Genomic DNA, 26,066 nt, shown 5'->3' with positions numbered 1-26,066 from the left:
GCGCTGAGAATCACTTCTACCTTAAGTCTAGTACCTCAAGTACCTCATTTTCTTGGGGGATTTTTGAAAACCAATGTATTTCCTTCACCCTGTTGTACCAGGTAATTTGTCTTCGGGCATATTGCCTGGTATGTATGATGATTTGCTCAATGCATTGATCGCGGGTGTATTTGCCGTCGAGCATATCAAAAATTTCACGGCAGCCTACTGTTTGAAGTGCTTGCAAATCTTTGCAGAGATACAAGGGTTCAACTTCTTCAAATAAGCCATTTTTAACCATTTCACCCACTCGCCATTCGATGGCCTTATGTAGATCTGCTCTTTCCGGATTCAATCCCAAATAGGTAATTTTATAGTTTTTCTGAGTCTTAATTTTTTTGTTTAAATAAGACGAATAAGGCTTGCCAGTATGATGAAACACCTCTAAAGCCCTTGTAAGCCTCCGTGGGTTTGATAAATCAACCTTTTCGTAATACACGGGATCAACTTCTTTTAGCAGAGATTGTAGGGCTACAATTCCGCCCATTTGGTAAATGCTGTTGACGTGATTTCTTACCGCAAGGGGCACATTTGGTACATCGTCAAAACCTTCAAGCCAAGCTTTAGCATATAATCCACTGCCACCTACAGCTATGCAATAATCTGACTTTTGAAAAATTTTGTAAAGCCTTTCTTCAGCCAGGTCTGCAAAATCTGAAGCATTAAGTGGCTGATGAATACTTCTAAAACCAATAAAATGATGATGTACTAGAGCTAACTCTTCCTCGGTAGGCTGAGCAGTGGCTATGGGAATTTCTTTGTAAAACTGTCTGGAATCGTAAGAGATTATCTCTGTTTTAAATAAGAGGGCCAACTGTAAGGCAAATTTTGTTTTGCCTGATGCAGTTGGCCCACCGACTACGATCAGATGTTTCAAATCTGAAAAAAGGTTACAGCAATTAGGATCCTATTATGCCACCATAAATATCTCTCCGGGGCGTAATGGCTAATACCGGAATTTCGGAATAATAAAGAACTTTTTGAACTTCAGTTCCGAGCAATACGGTGGCAATATCAGGTTCTTCTCCCTCTTCAGTAATGGCGAGAACATCACCACCGTTTTTATATGTAAATTCAAAAAGCTCATCGATTTTTTTGCTTTCAGAATCCACGGCTTTAAAGTGAATTTCGTGCCTGATACCTGCATCGGTAAATACATGATCGAGTTGTTTGAGAATAGCAAGCAGACGAGCTTTTTCTTCGTCGTTTACAAAAAATCCGATTAGTACAACAGTGGCATCAAATAAGCGGGCATAGTGTATGACCGTAGGTGTTTTCTCTCTTGACTTGATGTCGGTATAGACGGGAAAGATGATTTTTTTTACGGTTTCTGGGTTGTTTACACCTTTTACGACTAATACCGGAGGTTTTACAGCTGTAACGGTGCGATAGGCATTCGAACCGATAAACTTCTTTTTAAAATTTGAGGGTCGCCCATTGGTGCCCATCACTACCAAATCGGCATCGATCAGTTCGGTGGTTTTGGCTATTTCTTCATATACAGTGCCTTTGGCAATCAAGTACTCTACTTCGAGACCTGAATTATTGCGTGTTTCGATAGCGAGCTGCTGGAGTTTTTCTTCTACAGTAGCGCGTACTTTTTCATCTGATTCGCTGCCATCGCCCAGCAATCGGCTTAAAAGACTTGACTCTTCAATCACGCTGAGCAAGTAAAGCTTAGCATTCATTGCCTTGCCAAAGATGATGGCCTGCTGTAGGGCTAACAAGCTCTGCTCTGAAAAACCTATGGGAACAAGTATTTTGCTTTGGTGAGACGACGTATTCATGGTTTTTTGAAATTCATTTGGCTGCAAGTTAGGCAATTCGTATGTAAACCGTATAATTGTTCTAAAAATCAAACATTTTAGACAAAAAAAATCCCACAGTGCCCTGTGGGATTTGTTGACTTTTAGAGAGATTACTTAGCGAACTTCTGCATGAGAATATCTGTAGTGGTAGAGCCGGGGCGCTCAATGGGAAGGCCTAGAGCTCTGTCCCAAATCAGGCTTGCCATAGTACCGAGTGCTCTTGATACACCGAAGAGTACTGTATAAAAATCGTACTCTACCAGTCCATAATACATGAGCAACTGACCTGAATGAGCATCTACATTTGGCCAGGGATTTTTTACCTTGCCAGTAGCCTCCAGGATTTCAGGCACTACCTCGTAAATGCGAGAAATCAGCAAAAACATTGGGTCGTGAGGCATATACTCAAGAGCAAACTCGCGCTGAGCCATGTAGCGTGGATCGGTTTTACGCAACACTGCATGGCCAAAGCCCGGAACCACTTTGCCTTCGGTGAGGGTCTTCTTCACGTATTCGGCGATTTCCTCTTTTGAGGGCAGACCACCTCCTAATTCCTTCTTCATATCCAGCACCCAGCGGATTACTTCCTGATTTGCCAAACCATGTAATGGACCAGCTAAACCAGCCATACCTGCAGCAAAGGCAAGATAAGGATCGCTCAGAGCTGAACCCACCAGGCGAATGGCGTGTGCTGATACATTACCGCCCTCATGATCGGCATGAATCGTGAGATACAAGCGCATCAGCTCGTAGAATTCAGGATTGTCAAAACCAAGCATGTGTGCAAAGTTGGCTGAATAGTCGAGTCGCGGGTCTGGTTCGATATGGTCGCCATTGCGATAAGTACGGCGATAGATGTATGCAGCTACGCGTGGCAGACGAGCGATGAGATTCATTGCATCCTCATACACTGGATCCCAGTAGTCTTTTTTGCTGATGCCTTGGCGATAGGCTTTTTGAAACTCCGATTCTGTGCGTAGAGCTGTAATACCAGCAATAAACTGCGTCATTGGGTGCGCATGCTGAGGCAAGGAGTCAATCACCTTAAAAACATGAGGAGGTACCTGCGCACGGCGAACCCAGTTGTTGCTCATTCGGCGCACTGCGTCATCGTCAGGTAGCTCGTCCATTAATAGTAGGTAGAAAAGCCCTTCAGGCAATGGCTGCTTACCGCCCGGATACTTTGGCAGTTTTTCTTGAATTTCGGGGATGCTGTACCCTCTAAATCGAATTCCCTCTTCTGGATCGAGCTTTGAAGTTTCGTATATCAATCCGGTAATACCTCTCATGCCCTGGTACACCTGAGCTATGGTGTATTCACCCAATTTTTGATCTCCATATTGAGCCACAAAATCTTTTACCTTCTTGTTGTATGGCTCGATTTTGCTTCGAAAGTGCTCTTTGAGTTTATCAGTAATCATTTGGTCAGTGAATTATGGGGGTTATTAAAATTTAAAAGCCTTTTTACCGGGATAATATGCTGTATCGCCCAGATATTCTTCAATGCGAAGAAGTTGATTGTATTTGGCGATGCGATCGCTTCTTGATGCTGAACCCGTTTTTATTTGTCCGGAATTTAGTGCAACTGCGAGATCAGCAATCGTAGAGTCTTCGGTTTCGCCACTTCGGTGACTGATCACGCTTGTATATCCGGCTCTGTGTGCCATTTCGACAGCTGCGATTGTTTCTGTAAGGGTTCCTATTTGATTAACTTTAATTAAAATGGAATTGGCAATGTTTTGTTCGATGCCTGTAGACAATCTTTTGACGTTGGTTACGAAAAGGTCGTCGCCTACCAGCTGAACTTTGTGACCAAGTTCTTGGGTGAGTAGCTTCCATCCATCCCAATCGTCTTCAGCCAAAGCATCTTCAAGAGATATAATTGGATATTTCTGAATCCACGTCTTCCAATATTCTACCATTTCAGCAGCAGTCTTTTTCTGCTTCGACGATTTTTTGAATACATACATTCCTGAGGACTCGTCATAGAGCTCTGAGGCTGCAGCGTCCATTGCAATAAATATGTCCTCTCCGGGGCGATATCCAGCTGCTTCAATGGCTTGCAGTACTGTTTCGATCGCTTCTTCGTTGCTTTGTATGTTTGGAGCAAAGCCCCCTTCATCTCCCACATTAGTGGAGTATCCTTTCTTCTTTAAAACAGACTTGAGGTGATGAAATACTTCTACACCCATTCTCAAACCTTCAGAAAATGTAGGAGCCCCTACGGGCATAATCATAAACTCTTGGAAATCAATAGAATTATCTGCATGCGCTCCTCCATTCAGTATGTTCATCATCGGTACAGGTAAGGTGCGAGCTGATACTCCCCCGATGTATTGATGCAAAGGCAATCCTGTAAATTCGGCTGCTGCCCTGGCAGCAGCCAGTGAAACGGCCAAAATAGCGTTAGCTCCTAGATTGCTTTTATTTTCCGTACCATCGAGGTCGATCATGGCATGGTCAAGGGCTGTCTGATCAAGTACATCCATCCCAACTAAAGCCTCTGCGATTTTTTCAATATTCTCTACAGCTTTTGTAACTCCCTTGCCCAGGTAGTATTTTTTATCCCCATCGCGGAGTTCTACAGCTTCATGAATTCCGGTGGATGCACCAGAGGGTACAGCTGCTCTTCCCATTTCACCCGTCTCTAGCCAAACTTCGGCCTCTACGGTTGGATTACCTCTGGAGTCGAGTATTTGACGCCCATTGATTGCGGTGATGATACTCATGATTTGTATTGTTTTAATAGATTAACAAATTCATCGAACAAATAGCGGCTGTCGTGTGGACCAGGTGCTGATTCTGGATGATACTGCACTGAAAAAACTGGTTTGTCTTTCAATTTGATGCCCGCCACAGTGTGATCGTTTAGGTGATTATGTGTCAAAAGTATTGAGCCATCGTTGGGCAGAGACTGACTTTTTACAGCAAATCCATGGTTTTGTGAAGTAATTTCACCCTTACCTGTTGAGTTCTTCATCACTGGATGGTTGATGCCTCGATGCCCATGATGCATTTTAAAAGTCTCAAGGCCTTGTGATAATCCGATGATTTGATGTCCTAAGCAAATGCCAAAGACGGGCTTGCCTAAGTCAATGATTCTTTTTACTAATTCAGCAGTCGTGGGCATGGCAGCCGGGTCACCAGGACCATTGGAGAAGAAGTATCCATCACACGGCCAAGAAGTAAACTCTTCAAACGAGGTATTGAGTGGAAAGACTTTCACATACACATCTCTTTCTGCCAGGCATCTGAGAATGTTTTGCTTAATTCCCATATCTAAGGCAGCCACTTTGTAGGTTGCCGCTGGGTTGCCATAATAATATGGCTCCGAACAGGTCACCTTAGATGACAGTTCCAAGCCGGCCATCGTAGGCACTGCCTTAGCCTTCTTTTTTAAGTCATCGAGATTTGAAATGTCGGTGGAAACCACGGCATTTTGAGCGCCAAAGTCGCGAATATGCTGTACCAATGCGCGTGTGTCGACGCCTGCTATGGCAATAGTCTTGTGCTTTTTAAAAAACTCCTTTAGTTCTTGATCCATCGCCGGACGTGAACCGCGATTAGTGAAATTTCGGCAAATTAGTCCGCTGATCTTCAAGCTATTCGACTCACTTTCGTCTTCCCTCACCCCATAATTTCCTATATGAACTGAGGCCATGACCATGAGCTGACCGTAGTATGAGGGATCTGTAAAGATTTCTTGATAACCGGTCATCCCGGTATTAAAACACAGTTCACCTGAAGTTTCACCTTCGATGCCGATAGAGCGACCAAAAAACACAGTGCCGTCTTCGAGTACAACTGCGGCTGTAGGTTTTATGGATGAAATCATTTTCTTGTAGTTGGACAAATTTATACCTGGATTATTTGTATAAGTGAGATTCTTAAAAAACTGTTAGCTGGCAAAAACATTATTAAATGTTTTTTGACAAAAAATGAATTTGCTTTTCGATACCAGCGCATTTAGTAGGCAAAAAAAAAGGGTAAAGCCAAAAGCTTTACCCTTTTCACTGTAGAATCTTTGCGTTAATTTATGCCTTATCAGCTTCATTAGCTTCAGTTGACTCGGCTGCGTTTTCAGTTTGCGTTTGATTAGTGTTAGGCTCAGTTTGTGGGGCTGATTCGGCAGTGGGTTGTGCTGATTTTGATTTGCCACCTCTGCGGCTTCTGCGGGTTTTCTTAGCAGATTTTTCGTTGGTGTAAAGAGTGTTGTAATCTACCAGCTCGATCAAGGCCATTTCAGCATTGTCACCGAGTCGATTACCTAATTTGATGATTCGGGTATAGCCTCCGGGTCTATCAGCCACTTTTACAGATATTTCTCTGAAGAGCTCAGTGACGGCATATTTATTTTTAAGGTAAGAGAATGCTATACGGCGATTGTGCGTATTGTCTTCCTTTGAACGAGTGATCAAAGGTTCAACGAATTTTCTCAATTCACGCGCCTTGGCCAGTGTAGTTGTGATTCTCTTGTGCAGCAAGAGTGAGCTCGCCATATTGGAGAGCATGTTATTGCGGTGACCGGCTTTTCTGCCAAGGTGGTTTACTTTACGTCCGTGTCTCATTTTTTATTCCTTGTCTAATTTGTATTTTGATAAGTCCATTCCGAAATAGAGACCTTTAGACTCGATGAGTTCCTCCAATTCGGTGAGTGACTTCTTTCCAAAATTTCTGAATTTCATCAAATCTTGCTTGGTGTATGAAACCAGATCTCCGAGGGTTTCGACTTCTGCAGCTTTCAAGCAGTTAAGAGCTCTTACTGAAAGATCGAGATCGGTGAGTTTTGTTTTTAGCAAGTTGCGCATGCGGATGATCTCTTCGTCGAAGGTATCGGGCTCTTCTACTTTCACTGGTTCTACGTTTACCAGCTTGTCAGAAAAGAGCATGAAATGCTCTATCAAGATTTTTGCTGCTTCGGTCAGGGCATCCTGAGGGGTGATGCTACCATCTGTTACGATTTCAATGATCAGCTTTTCGTAGTCAGTTTTCTGCTCTACACGATAGTTCTCGATGCTATACTTAACATTTTTAATGGGTGTATAGATGGTATCGAGAAAGATGGTACCCAGTGGAGCAGTGCTTTTTTTGTTTTCTTCAGCCGGCACATACCCTCTGCCCTTGTCGATGGTAAATTCGATGTTGAGTGTAACGGATGGGTCGAGATTGCAAATTACAAGCTCTGGATTTAGCACTTTGAATGCAGAAATGAACTTACCCAAATCACCGGCAGTGATGCGGTTCATTCCACTAAAAGTGGCTTTAACAAGTTCGCTTTCCTGGGTAGGAATTTGATTTTTTAAACGAACTTGTTTGAAGTTTAAAACCATTTCCGTTACATCTTCTACTACGCCTTTTATAGTAGAAAACTCATGCTCTACACCATCGATTCGTATAGAAGAAATGGCATATCCGTCGAGTGAAGACAGCAGAACCCTGCGAAGGGCATTGCCCACTGTAAGACCATAGCCGGGTTCCAGAGGTCTAAATTCAAACTGACCCTCAAAGTCGTTGCTATGAATTAAAATAACTTTATCAGGCTTTTGAAAATTTAAAATAGCCATAGAATCAGGTGTTTGAATTAATTATTTAGAGTACAACTCGACGATAAGCTGTTCCTTGATGTTTTCCGGGATTTGCTCGCGCTGTGGAGCGTTTAGCACTCGGCCTGAAGCTGTAGCGCTGTTCCATTCGAGCCAATCCATTTTTGTGCCTTTAGTAAGATTAATTGCTTCGAGAGATTTTGATTTCTCTCTAACAGACACTACATCTCCAGGTTTCAAGTGATATGACGGAATGTTTATTACTTCGCCGTTCACCTCAATATGGCGATGGCTAACCAACTGACGGGCAGCTCTGCGAGTAGGTGCAATGCCGAGGCGGTACACCACGTTGTCGAGCCTCATTTCGCATAGCTGAAGCAAAATTTCACCAGTGATACCCTTAGCTCTGTTTGCCTTTTCAAAGAGATTTCTGAATTGCTTTTCAAGAATTCCGTAGGTGTACTTCGCCTTTTGCTTCTCAGCAAGCTGTACGGCGTATTCTGATTTTTTACCTCTCTTGCGGGTAAATCCATGCATGCCCGGAGGATAATTTTTGCGCTCCAGGGCTTTATCCGGGCCGAAGATTGGCTCTCCAAATCTTCTGGCTATCTTTGATAACGGACCTCTGTATCGTGCCATTTGGATGATTAAAAATTGTTATTACACTCTTCTTTTCTTGGGCGGACGGCAACCGTTATGAGGAATTGGTGTTACGTCCACTATTTCAGTTACTTCTATACCTGTATTGTGAATGGTTCGGATTGCTGATTCTCTACCGGCTCCAGGACCTTTTACAAATACTTTCACTTTTTTCAATCCGGCTTCTAAGGCACTCTTAGCTGCATCTTCAGCGGCCATCTGTGCTGCGTAGGGAGTATTTTTTTTTGAACCTCTGAAGCCCATTTTACCAGCTGATGACCAGCTGATTACCTGACCATTTAAATTTGTGAGTGAAATAATGATGTTGTTAAAGGTAGCATTGATGTGTGCCTCACCGGCGGCCTCTACTTTTACAATGCGCTTTTTTACTGTTTTGGTATTTTTAGCCATAGGTATTCAATGATTATTTAGTGGCTTTCTTCTTATTAGCTACGGTCTTTCTCTTACCTTTACGTGTACGAGCATTTGTCTTTGTTCTTTGACCGCGTACAGGCAGACCATTGCGGTGTCTGATACCTCTGTAGCAGCCAATATCCATTAGACGTTTGATGTTGAGCTGAATTTCAGATCTCAGCTCACCTTCCACCTTAAAGTTTTCAGAGATCACCTTGCGGATTGCCTGGATTTGTTCATCGGTCCAGTTTTGTACTTTGGTATCATAATCGACGCCAGCCATATTGAGTATAGTACGAGCACGGCTTCTGCCGATACCGAAGATATAGGTCAGGCCTATTTCTCCTCTTTTGTTTTTTGGTAAATCAATACCTGCAATTCTGGCCATAGTTCAAAGTTTTACCCTTGTCTTTGTTTGTATTTTGGATTCTTTTTGTTGATGACATAAAGTCTGCCCTTTCTGCGCACGATTTTGCATTCAGGACTTCTTTTTTTGAGAGATGCTCTTACTTTCATGATGAATTAATATCTATAAATGATTCTTGCTTTGGTTAAATCGTAGGGTGAAATTTCCATTTTCACCTTGTCACCTGGCAAAAGGCGGATGTAGTTCATTCGCATTTTACCGGATATATGTGCGGTCACCACGTGGCCATTTTCGAGTTCTACTCTGAAGATGGCATTCGAAAGCGCTTCGATAATGGTTCCGTCTTGTTCGATTAGAGCTTGCTTTGCCATTTAGTAGTTTTTATTGTTCAACTGAAATGGATGATCTACCTCTAATCCTACCGCTCTGGATCAGGCCATCGTAATGCCTTGCTAGCAGATAGCTTTCAATTTGTTGAAGTGTGTCTATTACCACGCCCACCATGATCAAAAGCGATGTGCCACCGTAGAAGTAGGCAAACTGTGTAGTTACTCCAGCTTGCATTGCAAAGGCTGGAAGTATTGCAATGATTGCCAAAAAGATGGCGCCTGGGAGCGTAATTCGCGACAAAATAAGGTCGATGTATTCGGCAGTTGGCTTTCCAGGTTTAATGCCTGGAATAAATCCCCCGTTGCGCTTCAAGTCATCAGCCATTTGGTTGGTGTTGATCTGTATAGCAGTGTAGAAGTATGTGAACAGGATAATTAAAACGGCAAACAGGAAATTGTACCAAAAGCCGCTGATGTTGCCGAAAAGAGAGACAATCCATCCGAGATTATCCGTAGCGCCTGCGTAGGTAAGAATTGTAATTGGTATGAACATGATAGCTTGAGCAAAAATGATCGGCATCACTCCGGCAGCATTGACCTTGAGTGGGATGTAGCTGCGCGATAGCTGTGTATCAGCCATGCGGCCACCTGCCACACGTTTTGCGTATTGTACCGGAATTTTACGTGTAGCAGAAATAAGAGCGACGGAGAGGAGTATGACTACAAACAGAGCTGCTATCTCAATCAAGAAGATGGGAATACCTCCGGTTTGGTTTTCAATTTTGGTTATTAGCTCCTGAAGGAACGCCTGAGGTAAGGTAGCGATTATACCTATCATAATGAGAAGCGAGATCCCGTTACCAATGCCCTTATCTGTAATACGCTCCCCAAGCCACATGGCGAATATTGTACCGGTAACCAATACTAGAATACCAAGGAACCAGAATGTTGAAGGACTAATTGTTATCTGCACCTGCTGTGCAATAAGGTTAGCGAGATAGCCCGGTGCCTGAGCAAGGGTTATGAAGATGGTAAGAATTCGGGTATAGTTGTTTTTCTTTCTTCTTCCACTTTCACCTTCTTTGTCGAGCTTTTGAATACTTGGAACAGCGATGCCCAACAACTGTATTACAATACTAGCGGAGATATATGGCATAATTCCAAGTGCCATGATACTGGCATTAGCAAAAGCACCCCCGGTAAAAGCGTTAAGGATACCTAGCAAATTATTGTCGCCAGTCTGCTGCTGAAGTGCTGAGAGGCTATCGGGATCTATACCTGGCAATACCACGTTAGAACCCAATCTGTATACGAAGAGAAGACCTAAGGTCAGAAGAATTTTTGACCTTAGCTCTTCAATATTCCAGATATTTTTCAGTACTTCAATAAATTTTTTCATTCAATACGGTTTAAATGGTCACTACTGTGCCTCCGGCATTTTGAATAGCCTCTATTGCAGAATTAGAAAATTTGTGGGCTATTACCTCGACTTTAGCCTTTATTTCACCTCTGCCAAGGATTTTGATCAAATCGTTTTTGCTGGCATAGCCGTTTTTAACCAAATCTTCTGGAGCAATTCGGTCAGTTACTTTGTTATTGTCGATCAAAGTTTGAAGCACATCGAGGTTTATTGCACGGTATTCTACTCTGTTTATGTTTTTGAAACCATATTTGGGAATTCTTCTCTGCAAGGGCATCTGACCACCTTCAAAACCTCTTTTTATCCTGAAGCCTGAATGTTGTTTATCACCCTTGTGACCACGAGTAGAAGTGCCACCGTGTCCTGAACCTTCACCACGACCAATGCGCTTTTCGCGATGTGTCGATCCTTCAACAGGTCTTAGATTCTCAAGTTTCATTCTTTAAATTTTTTCTACTTTAACAAGGTGTTTAACACGTTCTATTATACCAGCAATTTGTGGGGTAAGGTCAAATTCGTTGCTGGAATTAATTTTATTAAGACCCAAGGCTTTCATGTTAAGCTTTTGGTTTTTTGAAGCCTTGATAGTACTTTTTACTTTGGTTACTCTAACCCTTTCCACGGTGAAAGAAATTATTTGTTAAACAACTGATCGAGGGTAATTCCGCGATCTTTAGCTACCTGATATGCATCGCGCATTGAGGTCAATGCTCGGAAAGTGGCTTTTACCACATTGTGAGGGTTTGAGCTGCCCTTAGATTTAGCGAGTACATCGTGTATACCAAACGATTCGAGCACTGCGCGCATAGCACCACCTGCTATCACACCGGTACCATGGCTAGCAGGACGCAAGAAAACTCTTGAACCGCCGTATTTAGCCTCTTGCTCGTGTGGCACTGTGTGGTTTACAATTGGGATTTTAACGAGGTTCTTTTTGGCATCTTCAACGCCTTTTGCGATAGCTTCAGATACGTCGTTGCTTTTACCCAGGCCATAGCCGGCAATACCGTTTTCATTGCCCACCACTACTATGGCTGAGAAGCGGAAGTGACGACCTCCTTTGGTTACTTTGGTAACGCGGTTTACTGCTACAAGGCGATCAACTAATTCAAGCCCGCTGGGCTTTACTCTCTGTATATAGTTTTTTTGCTTCATCGTTTAAAATTTTAAACCACCTTCACGTGCACCTTCTGCCAAAGCTTTAACTCTTCCGTGGTAGAGGTTACCACCGCGGTCAAAAGCACAAACTTCGATGCCTTTTTCAATTGCCTTGGCAGCCAGTGCTTTACCCACCTCGCGAGCTGCCTCTACTTTAGTCATGCCTGCGATTTTTTCTCTGATATCTTTTTGCATAGTAGATGCAGCTACAAGTGTAGTGCCTGTATCATCATTAATGAGCTGTGCATATATTTCGTTGTTGCTTCTAAACACCGACAGGCGCGGACGCTCAGCAGTACCAGAAACAACCTTGCGTATTCTTTTGCGAATCCTCGCTTTGCGTTCAATTTTACTAAGAGCCATGGTTTATTTTTTACCTTTACTTGCAGTTTTACCAGCTTTTCTTCTCACTATTTCGCCTACAAAGCGGATACCTTTGCCCTTATACGGTTCAGGGCGACGGAAGGAGCGAATTTTTGCGCATACCATTCCAAGCAGTTGCTTGTCATGTGATTGCAACTTAATGATGGGGTTTTTCCCCTTCTCGTTAATGGTTTCTACTTTAATTTCTTTTGGTAGCTCGATTACAATATTATGCGAGTAGCCAAGAGAAAGGTCAAGTAGTTGACCTGTAGCGTTGGCCCTGTATCCAACTCCCACAAGCTCCAGTTGCTTTTCAAAGCCTTGAGTAACTCCTGTTACCATATTGGCTATCAAGGCTCTATAGAGTCCATGAAGAGCTCTCACTGTTTTTTCATCAGATGAGCGAGTCAGAGTGATGGTATTACCCTCTTTTTTTATTTCGATTACAGGGTTGTATTTCGTTGTAAGAGTTCCCAACTTGCCCTTTACGGTTACCTCGTCTTGACCGATAGTCACTTCGGTGCCGGCTGGTATAGCGATGGGAAGTTTACCTATTCTTGACATGACTTAAAAGCGATTAATATACATAACAAATTACCTCTCCACCAGTATTTTCTTTTCTGGCTTGCTTGTCGGTCATTACTCCCTTATTGGTTGATATAATTGCGATGCCCAATGAGTTGAGTACACGAGGAAGCTCATGTACACCTTTATAGATACGAAGACCTGGCGTACTTACTCGCTTAATGCTTCTTATAGCTGGTATACGATTTACGGGATCGTATTTCAGAGCTATTTTTAAAATCTCTGGACCCTTCTCCGGCTTAATTGTTTTGTAGCTGTGAATAAATCCGTTTTCTTTTAAGATTCTGGCTATTTCAAGCTTCATCTTTGAAGATGGCGCTTCTACCACCTTGTGTCCTGCTGTCACAGCATTACGTATTCTGGTAAGAAAATCAGCAATCGGATCGCTGTACATATTTAAATTTTTTATATTAAACAAATTACCAACTTGCCTTTTTTACACCCGGAATCAGACCGTTGTTAGCCATTTCGCGGAACAAAACGCGCGAAATTCCGAACTGGCGCATGTAACCTCTGGGTCTGCCAGTTAGTTTACAGCGATTGCGCAGTCTTACTGGAGATGAATTTTTCGGAAGCTTTTGAAGTGCCTCATAATCTCCAGCCTTCTTCAAAGCTTCTCTCTTGGCTGCGTATTTGGCTACAAGTTTTTCGCGCTTTCTTTCGCGCGCTTTCATCGACTCTTTTGCCATCTAATTATTTTTTAAAAGGTAATCCAAATAAGGTTAAAAGGGATTTAGCTTCTTTATCGGTTTTGGCAGTTGTCACTATGGTGATATCCATTCCCCAGATTTGATTGACTTTGTCGATATCGATTTCCGGGAAGATGATTTGTTCAGTAATGCCCATATTGTAGTTACCTCTACCATCGAAACCCGTGGCCTTTACACCGTTGAAATCGCGAATACGGGGAAGGGCGGCAACCATTAATCTTTCCAGGAATTCATACATTCTATCACCTCTCAGGGTTACTTTCACCCCTATAGGCATTCCTTTGCGGAGTTTAAAGTTAGAGATGTCTTTCTTTGAGCGTGTTGGAACAGCCTTTTGACCGGCTATTCTAGTAAGCTCATCGACAGCATACTCGATCAATTTTTTGTCAGCTGTCGCCTTGCCAAGACCCTGGCTGATGACAATTTTTTCGATACGGGGTACCTGCATTACGCTTTTATAGGAGTACTCCTGCATGAGAGCTGGTACCACCTTTTCTTTATATAGTTTTTTCAGATTAGGAACGTATTTAGCTTCCATGATCAAATGATTTCATTGGATTTTTTTGATACACGAATGGGCTTGCCATTCTCATCTCTTTTTCTTGATATTCGAGTCGGCTGTCCGGTCTTTGGATCGATGAGCATAAGGTTGGAAATGTGAATAGGAGCCTCCATTTCCACGATTTTACCTTGTGGATTTTGCGCTGAGGGCTTAATGTGGCGTTTTACCATGTTTACACCTTTTACTACAGCGCGATATTTATCGCGAATCACGCGGATAACTTCGCCTTCAGCTCCTTTGTCATCACCTGCGATTACTCGTACCTTATCGCCTTTTTTAATGTGAATTTTTATCATTTTTTCAATATTTTAAAGCACCTCAGGTGCCAATGATATAATCTTCATGTACTGTTTATCGCGAAGCTCACGTGCTACGGGTCCGAATACGCGTGTTCCTCTCATTTCGCCAGCAGCATTGAGCAATACACAAGCATTATCGTCAAAACGGATGTATGATCCGTCTGGCCTTCTCACCTCTTTTTTAGTGCGCACTACAACTGCAGTGGCTACCTGGCCTTTCTTTATGTTTCCAGAGGGTGATGCATCTTTTACGGTTACTACAATTTTATCGCCTACAGATGCGTAGCGACGTCCGGTACCGCCGATTACCCGAATTACCAGAACTTCTTTGGCTCCGGTATTATCAGCTACGGTGAGTCTTGATTCCTGTTGTACCATTTTACTTAGCTCTTTCGATTATTTCAACTAATCTCCATCTTTTGGTCTTGCTCAGCGGGCGAGTTTCCATAATGCGAACGATATCACCTACTTTGCATTCGTTCTTCTCATCATGAGCATGAAATTTTTTGGTAGTTTTCATAAACTTACCATACTTGGGGTGTTTCACCTTACGCTCTACAGATACAGCAATGGTCTTATTCATAGCTGTAGAGGTTACCACACCTACGCGCTCTTTTCTAAAATTTCTTTTGGTAGCTACAGCTTCCATCGGGTGAATTATTAGGCTACTTGATTATTTCTTTTTGTCAATTCAGTGAGCATTCTCGCAATGCTTCTTCTTTTATTGCGTATCTCCATCGGATTTTCCAAAGGAGTAATGGCATGGGTAGCTTTGAGTTTTTCAAGGGCTTTTTTCATTTCGAAGATTTGCTCCTTGAGTTCCTCAGTGGTCATTTGTGATACAACAGATTGTTTCATACGATCTTACAATTGTTGAAGTTGTAAATCTCTGCGCACTACAAAAGAGGTCTTTACCGGAAGTTTTTGAGCTGCCAGGCGAAGAGCTTCTTTAGCAACTTCGTAGGGCACACCATCGATTTCGAACATGATGCGTCCGGGTTTCACGACAGCAGCCCAGTATTCTACGTTACCTTTACCTTTACCCATACGTACTTCGAGAGGTTTTTTGGTGATGGGTTTGTCGGGAAATATGCGTATCCAAAGCTGACCTTCCCTCTTCATATAGCGTGTGGCAGCGATACGAGCAGCCTCAATCTGGCGAGCAGTTACCCAGGAAGCTTCTAGTGATTTGATGCCATAGCTTCCGAAGGCAATGGTGGCTCCTCTGTGTGAAGCACCTTTCATTCTGCCCTTAAACTGCTTTCTATATTTTGTCTTTTTAGGTTGTAACATTGTTCAATGTTTTAAGCTTTTGACTTTTTCTTACCTTTTGCTGGCTTTGATGGAAGAGCAGGCTTGTCATTAGCTTTTGTCTTTTTGGTGGTAACACCCAGAAAATTTGACAAGTCTCTCTTGCCGTACACCTCGCCCTTCATAATCCACACTTTGATACCTATGAGGCCATAGGTTGTAAGTGCTTCACCAAGAGCATAGTCAATATCAGCTCTGAATGTATGGAGCGGAATACGGCCATCTTTATAAATCTCGCTTCGAGCCATCTCAGCACCATTTAATCTACCGCTGATTTGAACTTTTATACCTTCGGCACCCATGCGCATGGTAGAAGCAATGGCCATTTTAACTGCTCGCTTATAGCTTACTCTTCCCTCGATTTGACGCGCTATGCTGTCGGCTACGAGTTTTGCATCGAGCTCAGGCCTTTTGATTTCAAAGATGTTTATTTGAATCTCCTTGTCAGTAAGTTTTTTGAGCTCTTCACGCAGCTTTTCTACTTCTTGTCCACTTTTGCCGATGATTACGCCAGGTTTAGCGGTAGTAATAGTTACTGTAATGAGCTTCAGGGTGCGCTCAATGACGATTCTGGATATGTTAGCTCTGCTTAGGCGTGCATATAAATACTTGCGTATTTGATAATCTTCAGCAATTTTATCTCCATAGTTACGACCACCATACCAAGCTGATTCCCAGCCTCTGATGTAACCTAATCTATTGCCTATTGGATTTGTTTTCTGACCCATTTGTTATGCGTTTGAAGGGGTTGATAGGGTTCCTAATTCGATGAAAACGTGGTTTGAGCGCTTTCTGATGCGGTGAGCACGACCCTGTGGTGCCGGCTGAATACGCTTAAGAGTTGGACCACAGCTAACCGTGATTTTGCTTACAAACAATCCGGCCTCATCTACGTTAGCTCCCTCATTTTTTTGCTGCCATGAATTAATGGCATTTAAAAGGGCTTTTTCAAGATCACGAGCTGCGTGTTTGCCGGTATTTCTGAGGATAAAAAGTGCTTTTTCAACTTTCTGTCCGCGGATGATATCGGCCACTAGGCGCATTTTGCGGGGCGAGGTCGGACAGTTTCTCAATGTAGCAGTAGCCTTCGCGGCTTTTGCCTGCTTTCTTGCCTCAGCACTTTGTCTTTTTCTAACTCCCATGACTCAATATCTTATTTCTTACCTTTATCTTTTCTATTTCCGGCATGGCCTCTGAAGGTTCTGGTCGGAGCAAATTCGCCTAACTTGTGGCCTACCATATTATCAGTAATATATACTGGAATGAAAGCCTTGCCGTTATGAACAGCTATCGTTTGACCAATAAAATCAGGTGATATCATCGAAGCTCTTGACCAGGTTTTAATAACAGTCTTCTTGCCGGATGCTATGTTTTCCTGAATCCGCTTTTCAAGTTTGTAGTGGATATAAGGTCCTTTCTTTAGTGAACGAGCCATTTAGCTTATTTTTTACGACGTTCGATGATCAATGAATTAGAATATTTCTTTCTGTTTCTGGTCTTGTATCCTTTAGCTGGAATACCTTTCCTTGATCTTGGATGACCACCAGAAGCACGACCTTCACCACCACCCATTGGGTGATCGACGGGGTTCATGGCTACACCACGTGTGCGTGGTCTGCGACCGAGCCAGCGGCTTCTACCAGCCTTACCACTTACTACCAGTGAGTGGTCGCTGTTTGAAACAGACCCTATCATAGCCTTGCAGGTAACAAGGATCAGACGGGTTTCTCCGCTTGGCAATTTCACTACGGCATATTTTCCGTCGCGAGCTAGTAACTGGGCAAATGAACCGGCTGAACGAACAATTTTAGCACCTTGCCCTGGCTTGAGTTCAATACAACTAATAATTGTACCTAATGGTATATCTGAAAGATACAGGGCATTACCTAAATCAGGAGTAGCATTTTTGCCACTCATCACAGTCATACCTACTGTAAGACCGTTAGGTGCTATGATATATCGCTTTTCACCATCTACATAGTGCAAGAGGGCAATAAAGGCACTGCGGTTTGGATCGTATTCGATGGAGGCTACTTTTGCCGGGATACCCTCTTTATCTCTTTTGAAATCGATGATGCGATACATCCTTTTATGACCACCGCCGTGATAGCGCATGGTCATTTTTCCTGTATTATTGCGACCGCCGGTTTTTTTCTTGGGAACGAGCAGTGACTTTTCAGGGGTAGATGTGGTGATGGCATCAAACCCATTGATTACTCTAAAGCGCGTACCCGGAGTTACCGGTTTTAATTTTCTAAGACCCATTGTTAAATGTTTTCGTATATGTTAATTACTTCACCACTTCTTACTTTGACATAGGCCTTTTTGAATTTTGGCTTTCTACCCTGTATCATTCCAGCTTTGGTATATTTTACCACTCTTTTTGCCGGCATGATAGCAGTATTTACGCTTTCCACATTAACACCATAAGCCTCTTCAATAGCCTTTTTTATTTGAATTTTGTTGGCGTCAGTCTGCACACGAAAACAATATACACCTTTCTTCTCAGAGAGGAGATTTGCCTTTTCGGTGATGATTGGTTTTATAAGGATGCTCATGACTTACTTGGTTAATGTGTCTTGAATTTTTCCCAAAGCACTCTCAGATATGATGAGATTTTGAGCATTCATAATCTGATAAGTGTTTAATTCAGAGGCAATTACAACTTTTGATTGCTCCAAATTTCGGGACGACAAATATACGTTGTTATCTTTATCCCCGATGATCACAAGTGATTTTTTTTCAGCCAATTGCAAGTTTTTTAAAATATTAAGAAAATCTTTTGTTTTTGGCTTTTCGAGGGTAAAATCCTCAACCACTGTGATCGCGTTTTCGGCAGCCTTGGCTGAAAGGGCAGAGCGACGTGCCAGGCGAATGGTTTTAATGTTAAGACGCACTACATAGTCGTGGGGTCTTGGACCAAACACGGTACCACCACCTCTATGGATAGGGCTTTTCAATGAGCCATGGCGAGCACCGCCAGTTCCCTTTTGACGGTGGTGCTTTTTAGTAGTGCGAGCTACTTCGGCACGTTCTTTTGTCTTATGTGTACCTTGCCGCTGATGAGCGAGATATCTCTTTATGTCGAGATATACTGACTGTGTATGAGGCTGAATTCCAAAGACGCGCTCATCGAGAGTAACCTTGCGGCCTGTATCTTTTCCCTCTATGGTATAAACTGATAGTTCCATTACTTCTCAATAATTAAAAATGAGTTTTTATGACCTGGTACAGCGCCCTTTACAAGCAGTAGATTTTTTTCAACATCTACTTTTACAACTTTCAGGTTCTTTATGGTTACGCGCTTGCCTCCAGTTCTTCCGGCCATGCGAAGACCTTTTACTACGTGACCCGGATAAGAACCAGGACCTATAGAACCTGGGTGACGTGCTCTGTTGTGCTGGCCGTGAGTGCTCTCACCTACCCCGCCAAATCCGTGGCGCTTCACAACGCCCTGAAAACCTTTACCTTTTGAAATGCCAGCCACATCTACTACATCTCCCTCTTTGAAGATTTCAACATTCACGATCTGGCCAAGCTCGTATGTAGTTCCGTTAACATCAAATTCAGCCAACTTTTGTTTTGGGGTAGTTTTGGCTTTTTCAAAGTGTCCGAGGAGAGGTTGAGGGGTGTTTTTGGGCTTTCTTTCGCCGAAGGCGAGCTGAACTGCCTCATATCCATCAACGTCCTTTGTCTTTACTTGTGTTACCACACAAGGACCAGCTTCAATCACAGTGCAGGGAATCATTTTTCCATCGGCACTGAAAATGCTGGTCATTCCAATTTTGCGTCCAATTAAACCGGGCATGATCTATAGAGGTTACACTTTAATTTCAACTTCTACTCCACTGGGAAGCTCAAGCTTCATTAGCGCATCAATAGTTTTTGCAGATGAGCTGTAGATATCGAGCAGTCTTTTGAATGAACTCAGCTCAAATTGCTCTCTACTCTTCTTATTTACGTGTGGTGAGCGGAGTACTGTGTAGATGCGCTTATCGGTAGGCAGCGGAATGGGTCCGTTTACCACAGCGCCAGTACTCTTCACGGTTTTTACGATCTTCTCAGCTGATTTATCAACGAGATTGTGATCGTAACTTTTTAGTTTAATTCGAATTCTTTGGCTCATGTGTGAGGTTTAATTATACAGTCTGTCCTTTTACTTTAGCAATTACTTCGTCGGCTATATTCTTTGGAGTTTCAGCATAGTGACTGAATTCCATGGATGAAGTAGCACGGCCTGATGACAAGGTTCTCAATGTGGTAACATAACCGAACATTTCGGAAAGGGGCACCAGGGCTTTAATTACCTTAGAGCCGGCTCTGTCGTCCATCGATACTACTTGACCTCTACGACGGTTGAGGTCGCCCACGATGTCGCCCATGTTTTCTTCAGGTGTTACCACTTCGAGCTTCATTATAGGCTCGAGAATAACTGGGTTAGCCTTTTTGGCTGCTTCCTTGAAACCAAGTTTGGCTGCAAGCTCGAAGGAGAGTGAATCTGAGTCAACAGCGTGATATGAACCATCGATCAAGGTCACTTTCATTCCTTCTACTTCATAGCCAGCCAATGGACCATTTTTCATGGCTTCCTTGAAGCCCTTTTCTACTGCTGGGATGTATTCCTTAGGCACGTTACCACCCTTAACTTCATTGATAAATTCTAGACCTGACTTGCCTTCTTCAGCTGGTTCGAGTCGGAAGATGATATCAGCATACTTACCGCGACCACCTGTTTGCTTCTTGTAAAGCTCGCGATGTTCTACTGCAGTGGTCAGTGCTTCTTTGTACTCTACTTGTGGTTGACCAACATTTACTTCAACTTTAAACTCGCGTTTTAGACGGTCAACAATAATTTCGAGGTGAAGCTCACCCATACCGCTGATGATGGTCTGGCCGGTTGCTTCATCTGTTTTAACCTGGAAAGTTGGATCCTCTTCTGCCAGTTTCGAAAGTGCCATACCGAGCTTATCGATGTCAGCTTTTGTCTTGGGCTCTACAGCGATACCTATAACTGGCTCGGGAAACACCATACTTTCGAGTACTATTGGATACTTCTCGTCGCAGAGAGTGTCTCCGGTCTTAATGTCTTTAAAGCCAACTCCTGCTCCGATATCTCCTGCTTCGATGAAATCGATTGGGTTCTGTTTATTGGCATGCATCTGGTACACGCGAGAGATTCTCTCTTTATTACCGGTGCGAGTGTTTAACACGTAGGAGCCTGATTCAAGCTTGCCTGAGTACACTCTGAAGAACGCCAGGCGACCAACGTAAGGGTCAGTGGCAATCTTGAATGCCAGAGCGCAGAATGGCTCAGTTGGCAAGGGCTTGCGCTTAATTTCTTGTCCGGTATTGGGATCTGTACCAGTAATAGCTTCTTTATCAAGTGGTGAAGGCAGGTAGAGACATACTGCATCAAGAAGAAACTGCACACCCTTGTTTTTGAAGGCGCTACCGCACAGCATTGGCACAATGCGCATTTCGATGGTAGCCTTGCGAAGAGCGGCATTGATCTCATCTTCCGTAATGGAATCTGGATCTTCAAAAAATTTCTCCATGATTCGATCGTCTACCTCGGCTACCGCTTCGATCAGTTCGTTTCTGTACTTTTCTACCTCATCCTTCATGTCATCGGGGATGGGGATTACATCGAAGGTAGCACCCTGTGTTTCGTCGTGCCAGACGATGGCGCGCATTTTTACAAGGTCAACGATGCCTTTGAAAGTTTCTTCAGCGCCGATAGGCAGTACGATGGGAACAGCCTTAGATTTAAGCATCTCGCGTACCTGACGACACACAGCGAGAAAGTCTGCACCCTGGCGGTCCATTTTATTTACAAAGCCCATGCGAGGCACTTTGTAATTATCGGCAAGGCGCCAATTGGTTTCTGACTGTGGCTCTACGCCATCAACGGCTGAAAACAAGAATACCAGACCATCTAGAACGCGGAGCGAACGGTTTACCTCTACGGTAAAATCCACGTGGCCTGGAGTATCTATGATATTAAAGTGGTACTCTTTTGATTCGGGGATATTGCGACCTTGCTCCGTTGGGAAGTTCCAACGACAGGTAGTTGCAGCTGAAGTAATGGTGATACCTCGCTCTTGCTCTTGCTCCATCCAGTCCATGGTGGCAGCTCCATCGTGTACTTCACCGATCTTGTGTGTCTTACCGGTGTAGTAGAGGATTCGCTCTGTAGTTGTAGTCTTTCCGGCATCGATGTGAGCTGCGATTCCTATATTTCGAGTGTAATTGAGATCTCTTGCCATATGTTAAACTTTGAAGTGAGCAAATGCCTTGTTAGCTTCAGCCATTTTATGTGTATCAATTCTCTTTTTCACAGCAGCGCCTTCTTCCTTGGCTGCAGCGAGAATTTCATTGGCTAGACGAAGAGACATAGATTTCTCATTTCTCTTTCTGCTGAATTGAATTAGCCATTTGATCGCCAATGAAACTTTTCTATCTGGACGTATTGGCACAGGGATCTGAAAGTTAGCACCACCTACACGACGACTTCTTACCTCTACGTGAGGCATTACATTGGTGAGCGCCTGTTTCCAAACCTCCAGACCATTTGGCTTTTCAGACTTGCGTTCCACTATTTGGATTGCTTCATAAAAAATTTTGAAGGCCTTCTCTTTTTTACCTTCATACATCAGGTTATTTACAAACCTCGTAACGAGCTGGTCGCCATACACAGGGTCTGGCAATAAAATTCTTTTTTTAGCTCTACCTTTTCTCATTTGTATTCAGCTATGAATTACTTTTTACCTTTACCTTTAGCTGCTGGGGCTGCTGCAGCCGCACCCTTTTTCGGACGCTTAGCACCATACTTACTTCTTCTCTGACGACGACCTTCTACTCCAGCTGTGTCGAGTGCACCTCGTACGATGTGGTATCTTACACCGGGCAAATCTTTCACCCGACCACCTCTTACTAATACGATGGAGTGTTCCTGCAAATTGTGGCCCTCGCCTGGTATGTAGGCGTTCACTTCATTGCCATTAGTTAGCCTTACACGGGCCACCTTACGCATGGCTGAGTTCGGTTTCTTGGGGGTAGTGGTATACACACGTGTACATACCCCTCTTCTCTGAGGGCAAGCCGTAAGCGCTATTGACTTGCTCTTCTTTTTAATTTTGGTTCTCCCTTTTCTAACCAGTTGTTGAATGGTTGGCATATGATAGCAAAAAATAAATTTCTTGTTTTACAATAAAATATACCCCCGTTAATTGGGGCTGCAAATGTACATAATTTTTTTTCCTGACAAATAAGTAATTATGCTTTTTTTCCCCAACGGTTTTTCACCATTAGATTTAAGCTCTTTTTAGGCATTTCTTGGGATTTGGTTGTATAAAAAGAAATTAATAGAAAGAGATTTTTAGGTGCTTTTTAACTTTTAAAGGCCATTAAAATAATTCAGAATTTCCTGTTGAATCGAAGGATTAACAGCAATAGCCATAGCAACGGATATTACTAGCCCAATTAATGCAAAAAGTGCATCGCGCCCAACTAGCTTAAAGACAATGGGCAGTTTTTTCTGCTTGATTGTGGTGTAAAGAGGTGAAATATTCATAGAAATCTCCCGACCGGCCAGCAACCCGAGAAAAACCCATGTAGTACTCATCGGAATATTGCTCAAATTTTGGAAAAACAAGAGAATCATTGCATATATAAAATCAATAATCGTAGCACCTCGAACATCCTTAACGGCAGATTTCTCATTGATTATATTTTGTATTCGTCCACCTCTGAAATAGAGCAATAAGCCTATACCAAAAAAGACATAGCTTACAAAAGCAATAAATTCATAGGTGGAAAGGCTGCGCGGCAAAAACACGGCAATATTCGCAGCATCCTGCATTAACCAAACGGACCAAAGCACTCCAGAGGTGAACCATTGCAAAGCAGTCCAAATGGGATGTGCTTTACCCTTATTTAGATTGTTTATCCCTTTAGCAAAAACAAACCACACACTTATTGAGACCACAAAAGCAATGACATATCCGAAAAGGCTTTTTTGTAAAACACCGATAATGCCTGAACTCGTTGCCGAAAAAGTGCTGAGCAATAGAAAGGTAGTAGATACTGGCATTCTCAATCTTGTTAAAATGAGAAGAACTAAAGGAGCAGCTAATTGTAAAAAGGTGAAGGATTCGGGTGCTTTTTCGAAACCTTTTGACTGTAACCGTTGAAAAGACACATCGCCGTCATAGATTATCCAACCTGTGGTCATTGTGACTAAAAAAATCCCGCCAATAAAAAGCCAGAGCACCCACCACTTTTTATTTGCATTTGACGACAAAAAGGTTCCAATAGTCTGAATGGAATCATTGGCAATGGCACTATAGCCCGCAAATGCAAAACCTAACCACATAGCCACCTTTGGGTACGGATAAAATATGCCTGCTATGATGAAGAAGATGATGATTGATTGTAAGAATTGGCGCTCCTTCCAGAGAAAAAGACGTAAAATTCTGTATCTGCGACCTATTAAAACTGAACTAAAATCTAAATTCAATAAGTCGAAGGTAAGAGACTGATTTTTTGAGGAGGTGTTTTTTTTTGATTTCGAGGATTTGCCGGCTGGCATAAAAAATATTTTGTTTCGGACCGCGAAGATATTTTCTACTCTATTTTGCGAATGTTAAGTTTTAAGCTAATTGCCAATTTGGTTCCAATGCTAAAAAAAATACACCGATAAAAACGATAATTCGAAAAATCTGATGCCATAAATTGATATACACGTTGATGTTAGTTTTTAAGCTTAGGAGAAACATACCGAAAATAATACCTGCCACAGTTGATGTATAATAAAATAAGACATTCAGACGACCGAAAATATGTAATGAAAAGACGAGAAAAAACACAACATCAGCCAAAAAAATCCAGCGCAGAAAAATTTGAGCATTCACTTTCCCCATTAAAACTGGTAACGTATGGTAACCAGCGATCAAATCACCGCGATGAGACTCCATATCTTTGATCAGCTCACGAGTGTAAAGCAACATCCATATAAGCAAAGTGTAAATCAATACATTCCAATTGTGCAACTTATAATATATAAAAACCGAAAAAAATGGATAAATCGCCAGCGAACTTGCCAAAAGATTACCAGCCAAAGGTTTCTTTTTAACCTTATGAGAATAAAACCACAGCAAAACGATGAAAACAACATAATAAAAAAAGGCCCGCAGGGATACGAGTAGCGATAGTACAAGAGATAAAAAATTGATTAAAATATACAACCTAACGATTAAATCGTTATTTACATAGGCCTCAAATAGGGTGCGATGCGGTCTATTAATTAAGTCTTTTTCCCGGTCATAAAAGTTATTTATTAAATACCCACCGGCAACTGCTAACACACCACATAGAATAATGATGTGCATAACCCAATCGGTCATTACCTTTTGCCAAACTTTAGGGTCATTTAATACGAAGAAAACCGCAAGATATTGTGAAAGGGCCAGCACAAAGATGTTTTGCCAGCGCACATGACTTAAGAGGGCAAGTATTTTAAGGGTAAATGTCGGGGAAGGGGAGCTTTTGGTATGTGAGGAATTCCCTTCCATTACAGTCGGAAGATAATTTGTGGATTATAGGGAGCAAGTGTTTTGTGTGCCTTTTCGTAATCTGGGGCAAAACCCAATACAAATCCTCCTCCACCGCTACCACATAGTTTTAAATAGTATTCATTGGTAGCTAATCCTTTTTCCCAGAGTTCAATGAGGTTTTCGGGAATCATGGGAGTGAAATGGGTTAGTACCCAGCTCGACAGTTTTTTGAGATTTTTGAAAAAAACTTTGATTTCTCCTTTTAAAAAGGCATCAATACAAGTATCGTTATACTTAATAAATTGATTTTTCAACAAACGGCGGAATCCTTCGTTCTTCATCTTTTCCATAAAGATTGAAACCATGGATTGGGTTTTGCCGGGTACTCCGCTGTTAATTAAAAATATGGCAGCACTGCTGTTGCCTGACTCAGGTAGTTGAATGGGATTGAGACTATTACTGGAGCTCAGTAAAACTGGAATTTTGAGATAGCAAATCAAGGGGTCCATGCCACTGCTCTTGCCGTGAAAATAGCTTTCCATGATGGCAAGCTGCTTTTTGAGCAACGGAAGATTTTCCTGACTTAATGTAGTATCAGGGTCTATTTTATTGTTGGCATAGGTATCGTACACAGCAGCCACTAATGCACCTGAACTACCAACACCAAAGCCTTGTGGTATGGACGAATTGAAATATAGACCTTCTTTGATGTGTTTATTAAGCCGCTCAAAATCAAATTTTGTAAAAAATTCGTCGTTGATTTCGAGAGTTTGCAAGTATTTGGCATATTCGGCAATATGCTTATTGGATTCGATCTGCTCAAGAGTTTCGAAGCCTTTGGTCATAAATCCGAAGCTGCCGTAAAACGAGCTGAATGGAATAGAAAGTGCATTTGAGTTGCTAATTATTCCGTATTCGCCAAATAGGAGAATTTTTGCGTAGTAAAGTGGAGAGTTGCTCATTTT

40 protein-coding genes are annotated in these 26,066 nt (G+C 42.5%); all 40 read right to left on the bottom strand.

What is annotated here, in order from left to right; all coding sequences use genetic code 11:
- Positions 1 to 16: 16 nt before the first annotated feature.
- Positions 17 to 916, bottom strand: a complete 900-nt coding sequence (miaA, locus tag ACK4EX_RS10550) for a tRNA (adenosine(37)-N6)-dimethylallyltransferase MiaA (RefSeq protein ID WP_409772573.1) — start codon at positions 914 to 916, stop codon at positions 17 to 19.
- A gap of 22 nt (positions 917 to 938) precedes the next feature.
- Positions 939 to 1,826 (bottom strand): universal stress protein, encoded by an 888-nt coding sequence (locus ACK4EX_RS10545; RefSeq protein WP_409772571.1) that lies wholly within the window; start codon positions 1,824 to 1,826, stop codon positions 939 to 941.
- Between the two features lie 131 nt (positions 1,827 to 1,957).
- Positions 1,958 to 3,268: a citrate (Si)-synthase, eukaryotic gene (locus ACK4EX_RS10540; RefSeq protein WP_409772570.1), complete on the bottom strand. Its 1,311-nt coding sequence runs from the start codon at positions 3,266 to 3,268 to the stop codon at positions 1,958 to 1,960.
- Positions 3,269 to 3,292: 24 nt separating this feature from the next.
- The gene (eno, locus tag ACK4EX_RS10535; protein WP_409772568.1) at positions 3,293 to 4,576 is read right to left on the bottom strand and encodes a phosphopyruvate hydratase; all 1,284 of its coding nucleotides are present in this window, start codon (positions 4,574 to 4,576) and stop codon (positions 3,293 to 3,295) included.
- The gene (carA, locus tag ACK4EX_RS10530; RefSeq protein ID WP_409772565.1) at positions 4,573 to 5,682 is read right to left on the bottom strand and encodes a glutamine-hydrolyzing carbamoyl-phosphate synthase small subunit; all 1,110 of its coding nucleotides are present in this window, start codon (positions 5,680 to 5,682) and stop codon (positions 4,573 to 4,575) included. Before carA ends, eno begins: the two co-directional genes overlap by 4 nt.
- 199 nt (positions 5,683 to 5,881) lie before the next feature.
- Entirely contained in the window at positions 5,882 to 6,415 is a 534-nt protein-coding gene (rplQ, locus tag ACK4EX_RS10525) for a 50S ribosomal protein L17 (RefSeq protein ID WP_409772563.1), read from the bottom strand.
- A 3-nt stretch (positions 6,416 to 6,418) separates the two neighbouring features.
- Positions 6,419 to 7,411, bottom strand: a complete 993-nt coding sequence (locus ACK4EX_RS10520; protein ID WP_409772562.1) for a DNA-directed RNA polymerase subunit alpha — start codon at positions 7,409 to 7,411, stop codon at positions 6,419 to 6,421.
- 21 nt (positions 7,412 to 7,432) lie between these two features.
- Positions 7,433 to 8,029, bottom strand: coding sequence for a 30S ribosomal protein S4 (gene rpsD / locus ACK4EX_RS10515; protein ID WP_409772559.1), 597 nt, complete (start codon positions 8,027 to 8,029; stop codon positions 7,433 to 7,435).
- A 21-nt stretch (positions 8,030 to 8,050) separates the two neighbouring features.
- Complete coding sequence (gene rpsK, locus ACK4EX_RS10510; RefSeq protein WP_409772557.1) at positions 8,051 to 8,440, bottom strand: 30S ribosomal protein S11; 390 nt, start codon at positions 8,438 to 8,440, stop codon at positions 8,051 to 8,053.
- 13 nt (positions 8,441 to 8,453) lie between these two features.
- Entirely contained in the window at positions 8,454 to 8,831 is a 378-nt protein-coding gene (gene rpsM / locus ACK4EX_RS10505) for a 30S ribosomal protein S13 (protein WP_409772555.1), read from the bottom strand.
- Positions 8,832 to 8,842: 11 nt separating this feature from the next.
- Complete coding sequence (ykgO, locus tag ACK4EX_RS10500; RefSeq protein ID WP_037360644.1) at positions 8,843 to 8,959, bottom strand: type B 50S ribosomal protein L36; 117 nt, start codon at positions 8,957 to 8,959, stop codon at positions 8,843 to 8,845.
- Between the two features lie 6 nt (positions 8,960 to 8,965).
- Positions 8,966 to 9,181: a translation initiation factor IF-1 gene (gene infA / locus ACK4EX_RS10495; protein WP_124398508.1), complete on the bottom strand. Its 216-nt coding sequence runs from the start codon at positions 9,179 to 9,181 to the stop codon at positions 8,966 to 8,968.
- Between the two features lie 10 nt (positions 9,182 to 9,191).
- Positions 9,192 to 10,538, bottom strand: a complete 1,347-nt coding sequence (gene secY / locus ACK4EX_RS10490; protein ID WP_409772552.1) for a preprotein translocase subunit SecY — start codon at positions 10,536 to 10,538, stop codon at positions 9,192 to 9,194.
- Positions 10,539 to 10,548: 10 nt separating this feature from the next.
- A complete protein-coding gene (gene rplO, locus ACK4EX_RS10485; RefSeq protein ID WP_409772550.1) occupies positions 10,549 to 10,998 on the bottom strand; it encodes a 50S ribosomal protein L15 in 450 nt (149 codons plus the stop codon).
- A gap of 3 nt (positions 10,999 to 11,001) precedes the next feature.
- Positions 11,002 to 11,181: a 50S ribosomal protein L30 gene (gene rpmD / locus ACK4EX_RS10480; protein WP_409772549.1), complete on the bottom strand. Its 180-nt coding sequence runs from the start codon at positions 11,179 to 11,181 to the stop codon at positions 11,002 to 11,004.
- An 11-nt stretch (positions 11,182 to 11,192) separates the two neighbouring features.
- The gene (gene rpsE / locus ACK4EX_RS10475) at positions 11,193 to 11,714 is read right to left on the bottom strand and encodes a 30S ribosomal protein S5 (RefSeq protein ID WP_124398504.1); all 522 of its coding nucleotides are present in this window, start codon (positions 11,712 to 11,714) and stop codon (positions 11,193 to 11,195) included.
- Positions 11,715 to 11,717: 3 nt separating this feature from the next.
- Positions 11,718 to 12,080 carry a 50S ribosomal protein L18 gene (rplR, locus tag ACK4EX_RS10470; RefSeq protein ID WP_409772546.1) on the bottom strand — a complete coding sequence of 121 codons (363 nt, stop codon included), beginning with the start codon at positions 12,078 to 12,080 and terminating at the stop codon, positions 11,718 to 11,720.
- 3 nt (positions 12,081 to 12,083) lie between these two features.
- Positions 12,084 to 12,644: a 50S ribosomal protein L6 gene (rplF, locus tag ACK4EX_RS10465; protein WP_409772543.1), complete on the bottom strand. Its 561-nt coding sequence runs from the start codon at positions 12,642 to 12,644 to the stop codon at positions 12,084 to 12,086.
- A gap of 13 nt (positions 12,645 to 12,657) precedes the next feature.
- Complete coding sequence (rpsH, locus tag ACK4EX_RS10460) at positions 12,658 to 13,059, bottom strand: 30S ribosomal protein S8 (RefSeq protein ID WP_124398501.1); 402 nt, start codon at positions 13,057 to 13,059, stop codon at positions 12,658 to 12,660.
- 25 nt (positions 13,060 to 13,084) lie between these two features.
- Positions 13,085 to 13,354 carry a 30S ribosomal protein S14 gene (rpsN, locus tag ACK4EX_RS10455; RefSeq protein WP_124398500.1) on the bottom strand — a complete coding sequence of 90 codons (270 nt, stop codon included), beginning with the start codon at positions 13,352 to 13,354 and terminating at the stop codon, positions 13,085 to 13,087.
- Positions 13,355 to 13,358: 4 nt separating this feature from the next.
- A complete protein-coding gene (gene rplE, locus ACK4EX_RS10450) occupies positions 13,359 to 13,913 on the bottom strand; it encodes a 50S ribosomal protein L5 (protein ID WP_409772540.1) in 555 nt (184 codons plus the stop codon).
- Positions 13,914 to 13,915: 2 nt separating this feature from the next.
- Positions 13,916 to 14,233, bottom strand: a complete 318-nt coding sequence (rplX, locus tag ACK4EX_RS10445; protein ID WP_409772538.1) for a 50S ribosomal protein L24 — start codon at positions 14,231 to 14,233, stop codon at positions 13,916 to 13,918.
- 12 nt (positions 14,234 to 14,245) lie between these two features.
- A complete protein-coding gene (gene rplN, locus ACK4EX_RS10440; protein WP_409772536.1) occupies positions 14,246 to 14,614 on the bottom strand; it encodes a 50S ribosomal protein L14 in 369 nt (122 codons plus the stop codon).
- 1 nt (position 14,615) lies between these two features.
- Positions 14,616 to 14,885, bottom strand: a complete 270-nt coding sequence (rpsQ, locus tag ACK4EX_RS10435) for a 30S ribosomal protein S17 (protein WP_409772534.1) — start codon at positions 14,883 to 14,885, stop codon at positions 14,616 to 14,618.
- Between the two features lie 11 nt (positions 14,886 to 14,896).
- Entirely contained in the window at positions 14,897 to 15,094 is a 198-nt protein-coding gene (gene rpmC, locus ACK4EX_RS10430; protein WP_124398495.1) for a 50S ribosomal protein L29, read from the bottom strand.
- A 6-nt stretch (positions 15,095 to 15,100) separates the two neighbouring features.
- Complete coding sequence (rplP, locus tag ACK4EX_RS10425; RefSeq protein WP_409772532.1) at positions 15,101 to 15,529, bottom strand: 50S ribosomal protein L16; 429 nt, start codon at positions 15,527 to 15,529, stop codon at positions 15,101 to 15,103.
- Positions 15,530 to 15,540: 11 nt separating this feature from the next.
- Positions 15,541 to 16,275 (bottom strand): 30S ribosomal protein S3, encoded by a 735-nt coding sequence (gene rpsC, locus ACK4EX_RS10420; protein ID WP_409772529.1) that lies wholly within the window; start codon positions 16,273 to 16,275, stop codon positions 15,541 to 15,543.
- A 3-nt stretch (positions 16,276 to 16,278) separates the two neighbouring features.
- Entirely contained in the window at positions 16,279 to 16,689 is a 411-nt protein-coding gene (rplV, locus tag ACK4EX_RS10415) for a 50S ribosomal protein L22 (protein ID WP_409772527.1), read from the bottom strand.
- Between the two features lie 11 nt (positions 16,690 to 16,700).
- Complete coding sequence (gene rpsS / locus ACK4EX_RS10410) at positions 16,701 to 16,982, bottom strand: 30S ribosomal protein S19 (RefSeq protein WP_124398491.1); 282 nt, start codon at positions 16,980 to 16,982, stop codon at positions 16,701 to 16,703.
- 5 nt (positions 16,983 to 16,987) lie between these two features.
- A complete protein-coding gene (gene rplB / locus ACK4EX_RS10405) occupies positions 16,988 to 17,812 on the bottom strand; it encodes a 50S ribosomal protein L2 (protein WP_409772525.1) in 825 nt (274 codons plus the stop codon).
- Positions 17,813 to 17,814: 2 nt separating this feature from the next.
- Positions 17,815 to 18,105, bottom strand: a complete 291-nt coding sequence (gene rplW / locus ACK4EX_RS10400) for a 50S ribosomal protein L23 (RefSeq protein WP_409772523.1) — start codon at positions 18,103 to 18,105, stop codon at positions 17,815 to 17,817.
- A 3-nt stretch (positions 18,106 to 18,108) separates the two neighbouring features.
- Entirely contained in the window at positions 18,109 to 18,738 is a 630-nt protein-coding gene (rplD, locus tag ACK4EX_RS10395; RefSeq protein ID WP_409772520.1) for a 50S ribosomal protein L4, read from the bottom strand.
- The gene (rplC, locus tag ACK4EX_RS10390) at positions 18,738 to 19,355 is read right to left on the bottom strand and encodes a 50S ribosomal protein L3 (protein WP_409772518.1); all 618 of its coding nucleotides are present in this window, start codon (positions 19,353 to 19,355) and stop codon (positions 18,738 to 18,740) included. Before rplC ends, rplD begins: the two co-directional genes overlap by 1 nt.
- A gap of 12 nt (positions 19,356 to 19,367) precedes the next feature.
- A complete protein-coding gene (rpsJ, locus tag ACK4EX_RS10385; RefSeq protein ID WP_124398486.1) occupies positions 19,368 to 19,673 on the bottom strand; it encodes a 30S ribosomal protein S10 in 306 nt (101 codons plus the stop codon).
- A gap of 13 nt (positions 19,674 to 19,686) precedes the next feature.
- Positions 19,687 to 21,813: an elongation factor G gene (gene fusA, locus ACK4EX_RS10380; protein ID WP_409772514.1), complete on the bottom strand. Its 2,127-nt coding sequence runs from the start codon at positions 21,811 to 21,813 to the stop codon at positions 19,687 to 19,689.
- Between the two features lie 3 nt (positions 21,814 to 21,816).
- On the bottom strand, positions 21,817 to 22,287 hold the full coding sequence (gene rpsG, locus ACK4EX_RS10375) for a 30S ribosomal protein S7 (protein WP_409772512.1): 471 nt from the start codon (positions 22,285 to 22,287) through the stop codon (positions 21,817 to 21,819).
- Positions 22,288 to 22,304: 17 nt separating this feature from the next.
- The gene (gene rpsL / locus ACK4EX_RS10370; protein WP_124398483.1) at positions 22,305 to 22,724 is read right to left on the bottom strand and encodes a 30S ribosomal protein S12; all 420 of its coding nucleotides are present in this window, start codon (positions 22,722 to 22,724) and stop codon (positions 22,305 to 22,307) included.
- A gap of 219 nt (positions 22,725 to 22,943) precedes the next feature.
- Entirely contained in the window at positions 22,944 to 24,137 is a 1,194-nt protein-coding gene (locus ACK4EX_RS10365) for a hypothetical protein (protein WP_409772508.1), read from the bottom strand.
- A 61-nt stretch (positions 24,138 to 24,198) separates the two neighbouring features.
- The gene (locus ACK4EX_RS10360; protein ID WP_409772505.1) at positions 24,199 to 25,041 is read right to left on the bottom strand and encodes a geranylgeranylglycerol-phosphate geranylgeranyltransferase; all 843 of its coding nucleotides are present in this window, start codon (positions 25,039 to 25,041) and stop codon (positions 24,199 to 24,201) included.
- 77 nt (positions 25,042 to 25,118) lie between these two features.
- Positions 25,119 to 26,063, bottom strand: a complete 945-nt coding sequence (locus ACK4EX_RS10355) for a mevalonate kinase (RefSeq protein ID WP_409772503.1) — start codon at positions 26,061 to 26,063, stop codon at positions 25,119 to 25,121.
- Positions 26,064 to 26,066: the final 3 nt, after the last annotated feature.

The organism is Thermaurantimonas sp., from assembly GCF_046299575.1.
Classification (GTDB): domain Bacteria; phylum Bacteroidota; class Bacteroidia; order Flavobacteriales; family Schleiferiaceae; genus Thermaurantimonas.
The sequence above is the reverse complement of the archived record's forward strand: the minus strand, read 5'-3'. Positions and strand labels throughout refer to the sequence as shown.

What these genes read in the sequence shown, in the direction of transcription:
- rplP (WP_409772532.1), bottom strand. Translation starts at nt 15,529, where the DNA reads ATGTTACAACCTAAAAAGACAAAATATAGAAAGCAGTTTAAGGGCAGA.
- rplN (WP_409772536.1), bottom strand. Translation starts at nt 14,614, where the DNA reads ATGGTACAACAGGAATCAAGACTCACCGTAGCTGATAATACCGGAGCC.
- rplV (WP_409772527.1), bottom strand. Translation starts at nt 16,689, where the DNA reads ATGGGAGTTAGAAAAAGACAAAGTGCTGAGGCAAGAAAGCAGGCAAAA.
- rpsM (WP_409772555.1), bottom strand. Translation starts at nt 8,831, where the DNA reads ATGGCCAGAATTGCAGGTATTGATTTACCAAAAAACAAAAGAGGAGAA.
- ykgO (WP_037360644.1), bottom strand. Translation starts at nt 8,959, where the DNA reads ATGAAAGTAAGAGCATCTCTCAAAAAAAGAAGTCCTGAATGCAAAATC.
- rplB (WP_409772525.1), bottom strand. Translation starts at nt 17,812, where the DNA reads ATGGGTCTTAGAAAATTAAAACCGGTAACTCCGGGTACGCGCTTTAGA.
- secY (WP_409772552.1), bottom strand. Translation starts at nt 10,538, where the DNA reads ATGAAAAAATTTATTGAAGTACTGAAAAATATCTGGAATATTGAAGAG.
- rpsJ (WP_124398486.1), bottom strand. Translation starts at nt 19,673, where the DNA reads ATGAGCCAAAGAATTCGAATTAAACTAAAAAGTTACGATCACAATCTC.
- rplC (WP_409772518.1), bottom strand. Translation starts at nt 19,355, where the DNA reads ATGCCCGGTTTAATTGGACGCAAAATTGGAATGACCAGCATTTTCAGT.
- rplO (WP_409772550.1), bottom strand. Translation starts at nt 10,998, where the DNA reads ATGAAACTTGAGAATCTAAGACCTGTTGAAGGATCGACACATCGCGAA.
- ACK4EX_RS10355 (WP_409772503.1), bottom strand. Translation starts at nt 26,063, where the DNA reads ATGAGCAACTCTCCACTTTACTACGCAAAAATTCTCCTATTTGGCGAA.
- rpsG (WP_409772512.1), bottom strand. Translation starts at nt 22,287, where the DNA reads ATGAGAAAAGGTAGAGCTAAAAAAAGAATTTTATTGCCAGACCCTGTG.
- rplX (WP_409772538.1), bottom strand. Translation starts at nt 14,233, where the DNA reads ATGATAAAAATTCACATTAAAAAAGGCGATAAGGTACGAGTAATCGCA.
- rplE (WP_409772540.1), bottom strand. Translation starts at nt 13,913, where the DNA reads ATGGAAGCTAAATACGTTCCTAATCTGAAAAAACTATATAAAGAAAAG.
- rpmC (WP_124398495.1), bottom strand. Translation starts at nt 15,094, where the DNA reads ATGAAACAATCTGTTGTATCACAAATGACCACTGAGGAACTCAAGGAG.
- rpsS (WP_124398491.1), bottom strand. Translation starts at nt 16,982, where the DNA reads ATGGCTCGTTCACTAAAGAAAGGACCTTATATCCACTACAAACTTGAA.
- rpsL (WP_124398483.1), bottom strand. Translation starts at nt 22,724, where the DNA reads ATGCCAACCATTCAACAACTGGTTAGAAAAGGGAGAACCAAAATTAAA.
- rpsH (WP_124398501.1), bottom strand. Translation starts at nt 13,059, where the DNA reads ATGTACAGCGATCCGATTGCTGATTTTCTTACCAGAATACGTAATGCT.
- ACK4EX_RS10365 (WP_409772508.1), bottom strand. Translation starts at nt 24,137, where the DNA reads ATGCCAGCCGGCAAATCCTCGAAATCAAAAAAAAACACCTCCTCAAAA.
- ACK4EX_RS10540 (WP_409772570.1), bottom strand. Translation starts at nt 3,268, where the DNA reads ATGATTACTGATAAACTCAAAGAGCACTTTCGAAGCAAAATCGAGCCA.
- fusA (WP_409772514.1), bottom strand. Translation starts at nt 21,813, where the DNA reads ATGGCAAGAGATCTCAATTACACTCGAAATATAGGAATCGCAGCTCAC.
- eno (WP_409772568.1), bottom strand. Translation starts at nt 4,576, where the DNA reads ATGAGTATCATCACCGCAATCAATGGGCGTCAAATACTCGACTCCAGA.
- rpsD (WP_409772559.1), bottom strand. Translation starts at nt 8,029, where the DNA reads ATGGCACGATACAGAGGTCCGTTATCAAAGATAGCCAGAAGATTTGGA.
- rpsN (WP_124398500.1), bottom strand. Translation starts at nt 13,354, where the DNA reads ATGGCAAAAGAGTCGATGAAAGCGCGCGAAAGAAAGCGCGAAAAACTT.
- rpsQ (WP_409772534.1), bottom strand. Translation starts at nt 14,885, where the DNA reads ATGGAAGCTGTAGCTACCAAAAGAAATTTTAGAAAAGAGCGCGTAGGT.
- rpsK (WP_409772557.1), bottom strand. Translation starts at nt 8,440, where the DNA reads ATGGCTAAAAATACCAAAACAGTAAAAAAGCGCATTGTAAAAGTAGAG.
- ACK4EX_RS10545 (WP_409772571.1), bottom strand. Translation starts at nt 1,826, where the DNA reads ATGAATACGTCGTCTCACCAAAGCAAAATACTTGTTCCCATAGGTTTT.
- carA (WP_409772565.1), bottom strand. Translation starts at nt 5,682, where the DNA reads ATGATTTCATCCATAAAACCTACAGCCGCAGTTGTACTCGAAGACGGC.
- rplQ (WP_409772563.1), bottom strand. Translation starts at nt 6,415, where the DNA reads ATGAGACACGGACGTAAAGTAAACCACCTTGGCAGAAAAGCCGGTCAC.
- rpsC (WP_409772529.1), bottom strand. Translation starts at nt 16,275, where the DNA reads ATGGGTCAGAAAACAAATCCAATAGGCAATAGATTAGGTTACATCAGA.
- rplW (WP_409772523.1), bottom strand. Translation starts at nt 18,105, where the DNA reads ATGAGCATCCTTATAAAACCAATCATCACCGAAAAGGCAAATCTCCTC.
- ACK4EX_RS10520 (WP_409772562.1), bottom strand. Translation starts at nt 7,411, where the DNA reads ATGGCTATTTTAAATTTTCAAAAGCCTGATAAAGTTATTTTAATTCAT.
- rpsE (WP_124398504.1), bottom strand. Translation starts at nt 11,714, where the DNA reads ATGAAGCAAAAAAACTATATACAGAGAGTAAAGCCCAGCGGGCTTGAA.
- rplD (WP_409772520.1), bottom strand. Translation starts at nt 18,738, where the DNA reads ATGGAACTATCAGTTTATACCATAGAGGGAAAAGATACAGGCCGCAAG.
- rplR (WP_409772546.1), bottom strand. Translation starts at nt 12,080, where the DNA reads ATGGCTCTTAGTAAAATTGAACGCAAAGCGAGGATTCGCAAAAGAATA.
- infA (WP_124398508.1), bottom strand. Translation starts at nt 9,181, where the DNA reads ATGGCAAAGCAAGCTCTAATCGAACAAGACGGAACCATTATCGAAGCG.
- rplF (WP_409772543.1), bottom strand. Translation starts at nt 12,644, where the DNA reads ATGTCAAGAATAGGTAAACTTCCCATCGCTATACCAGCCGGCACCGAA.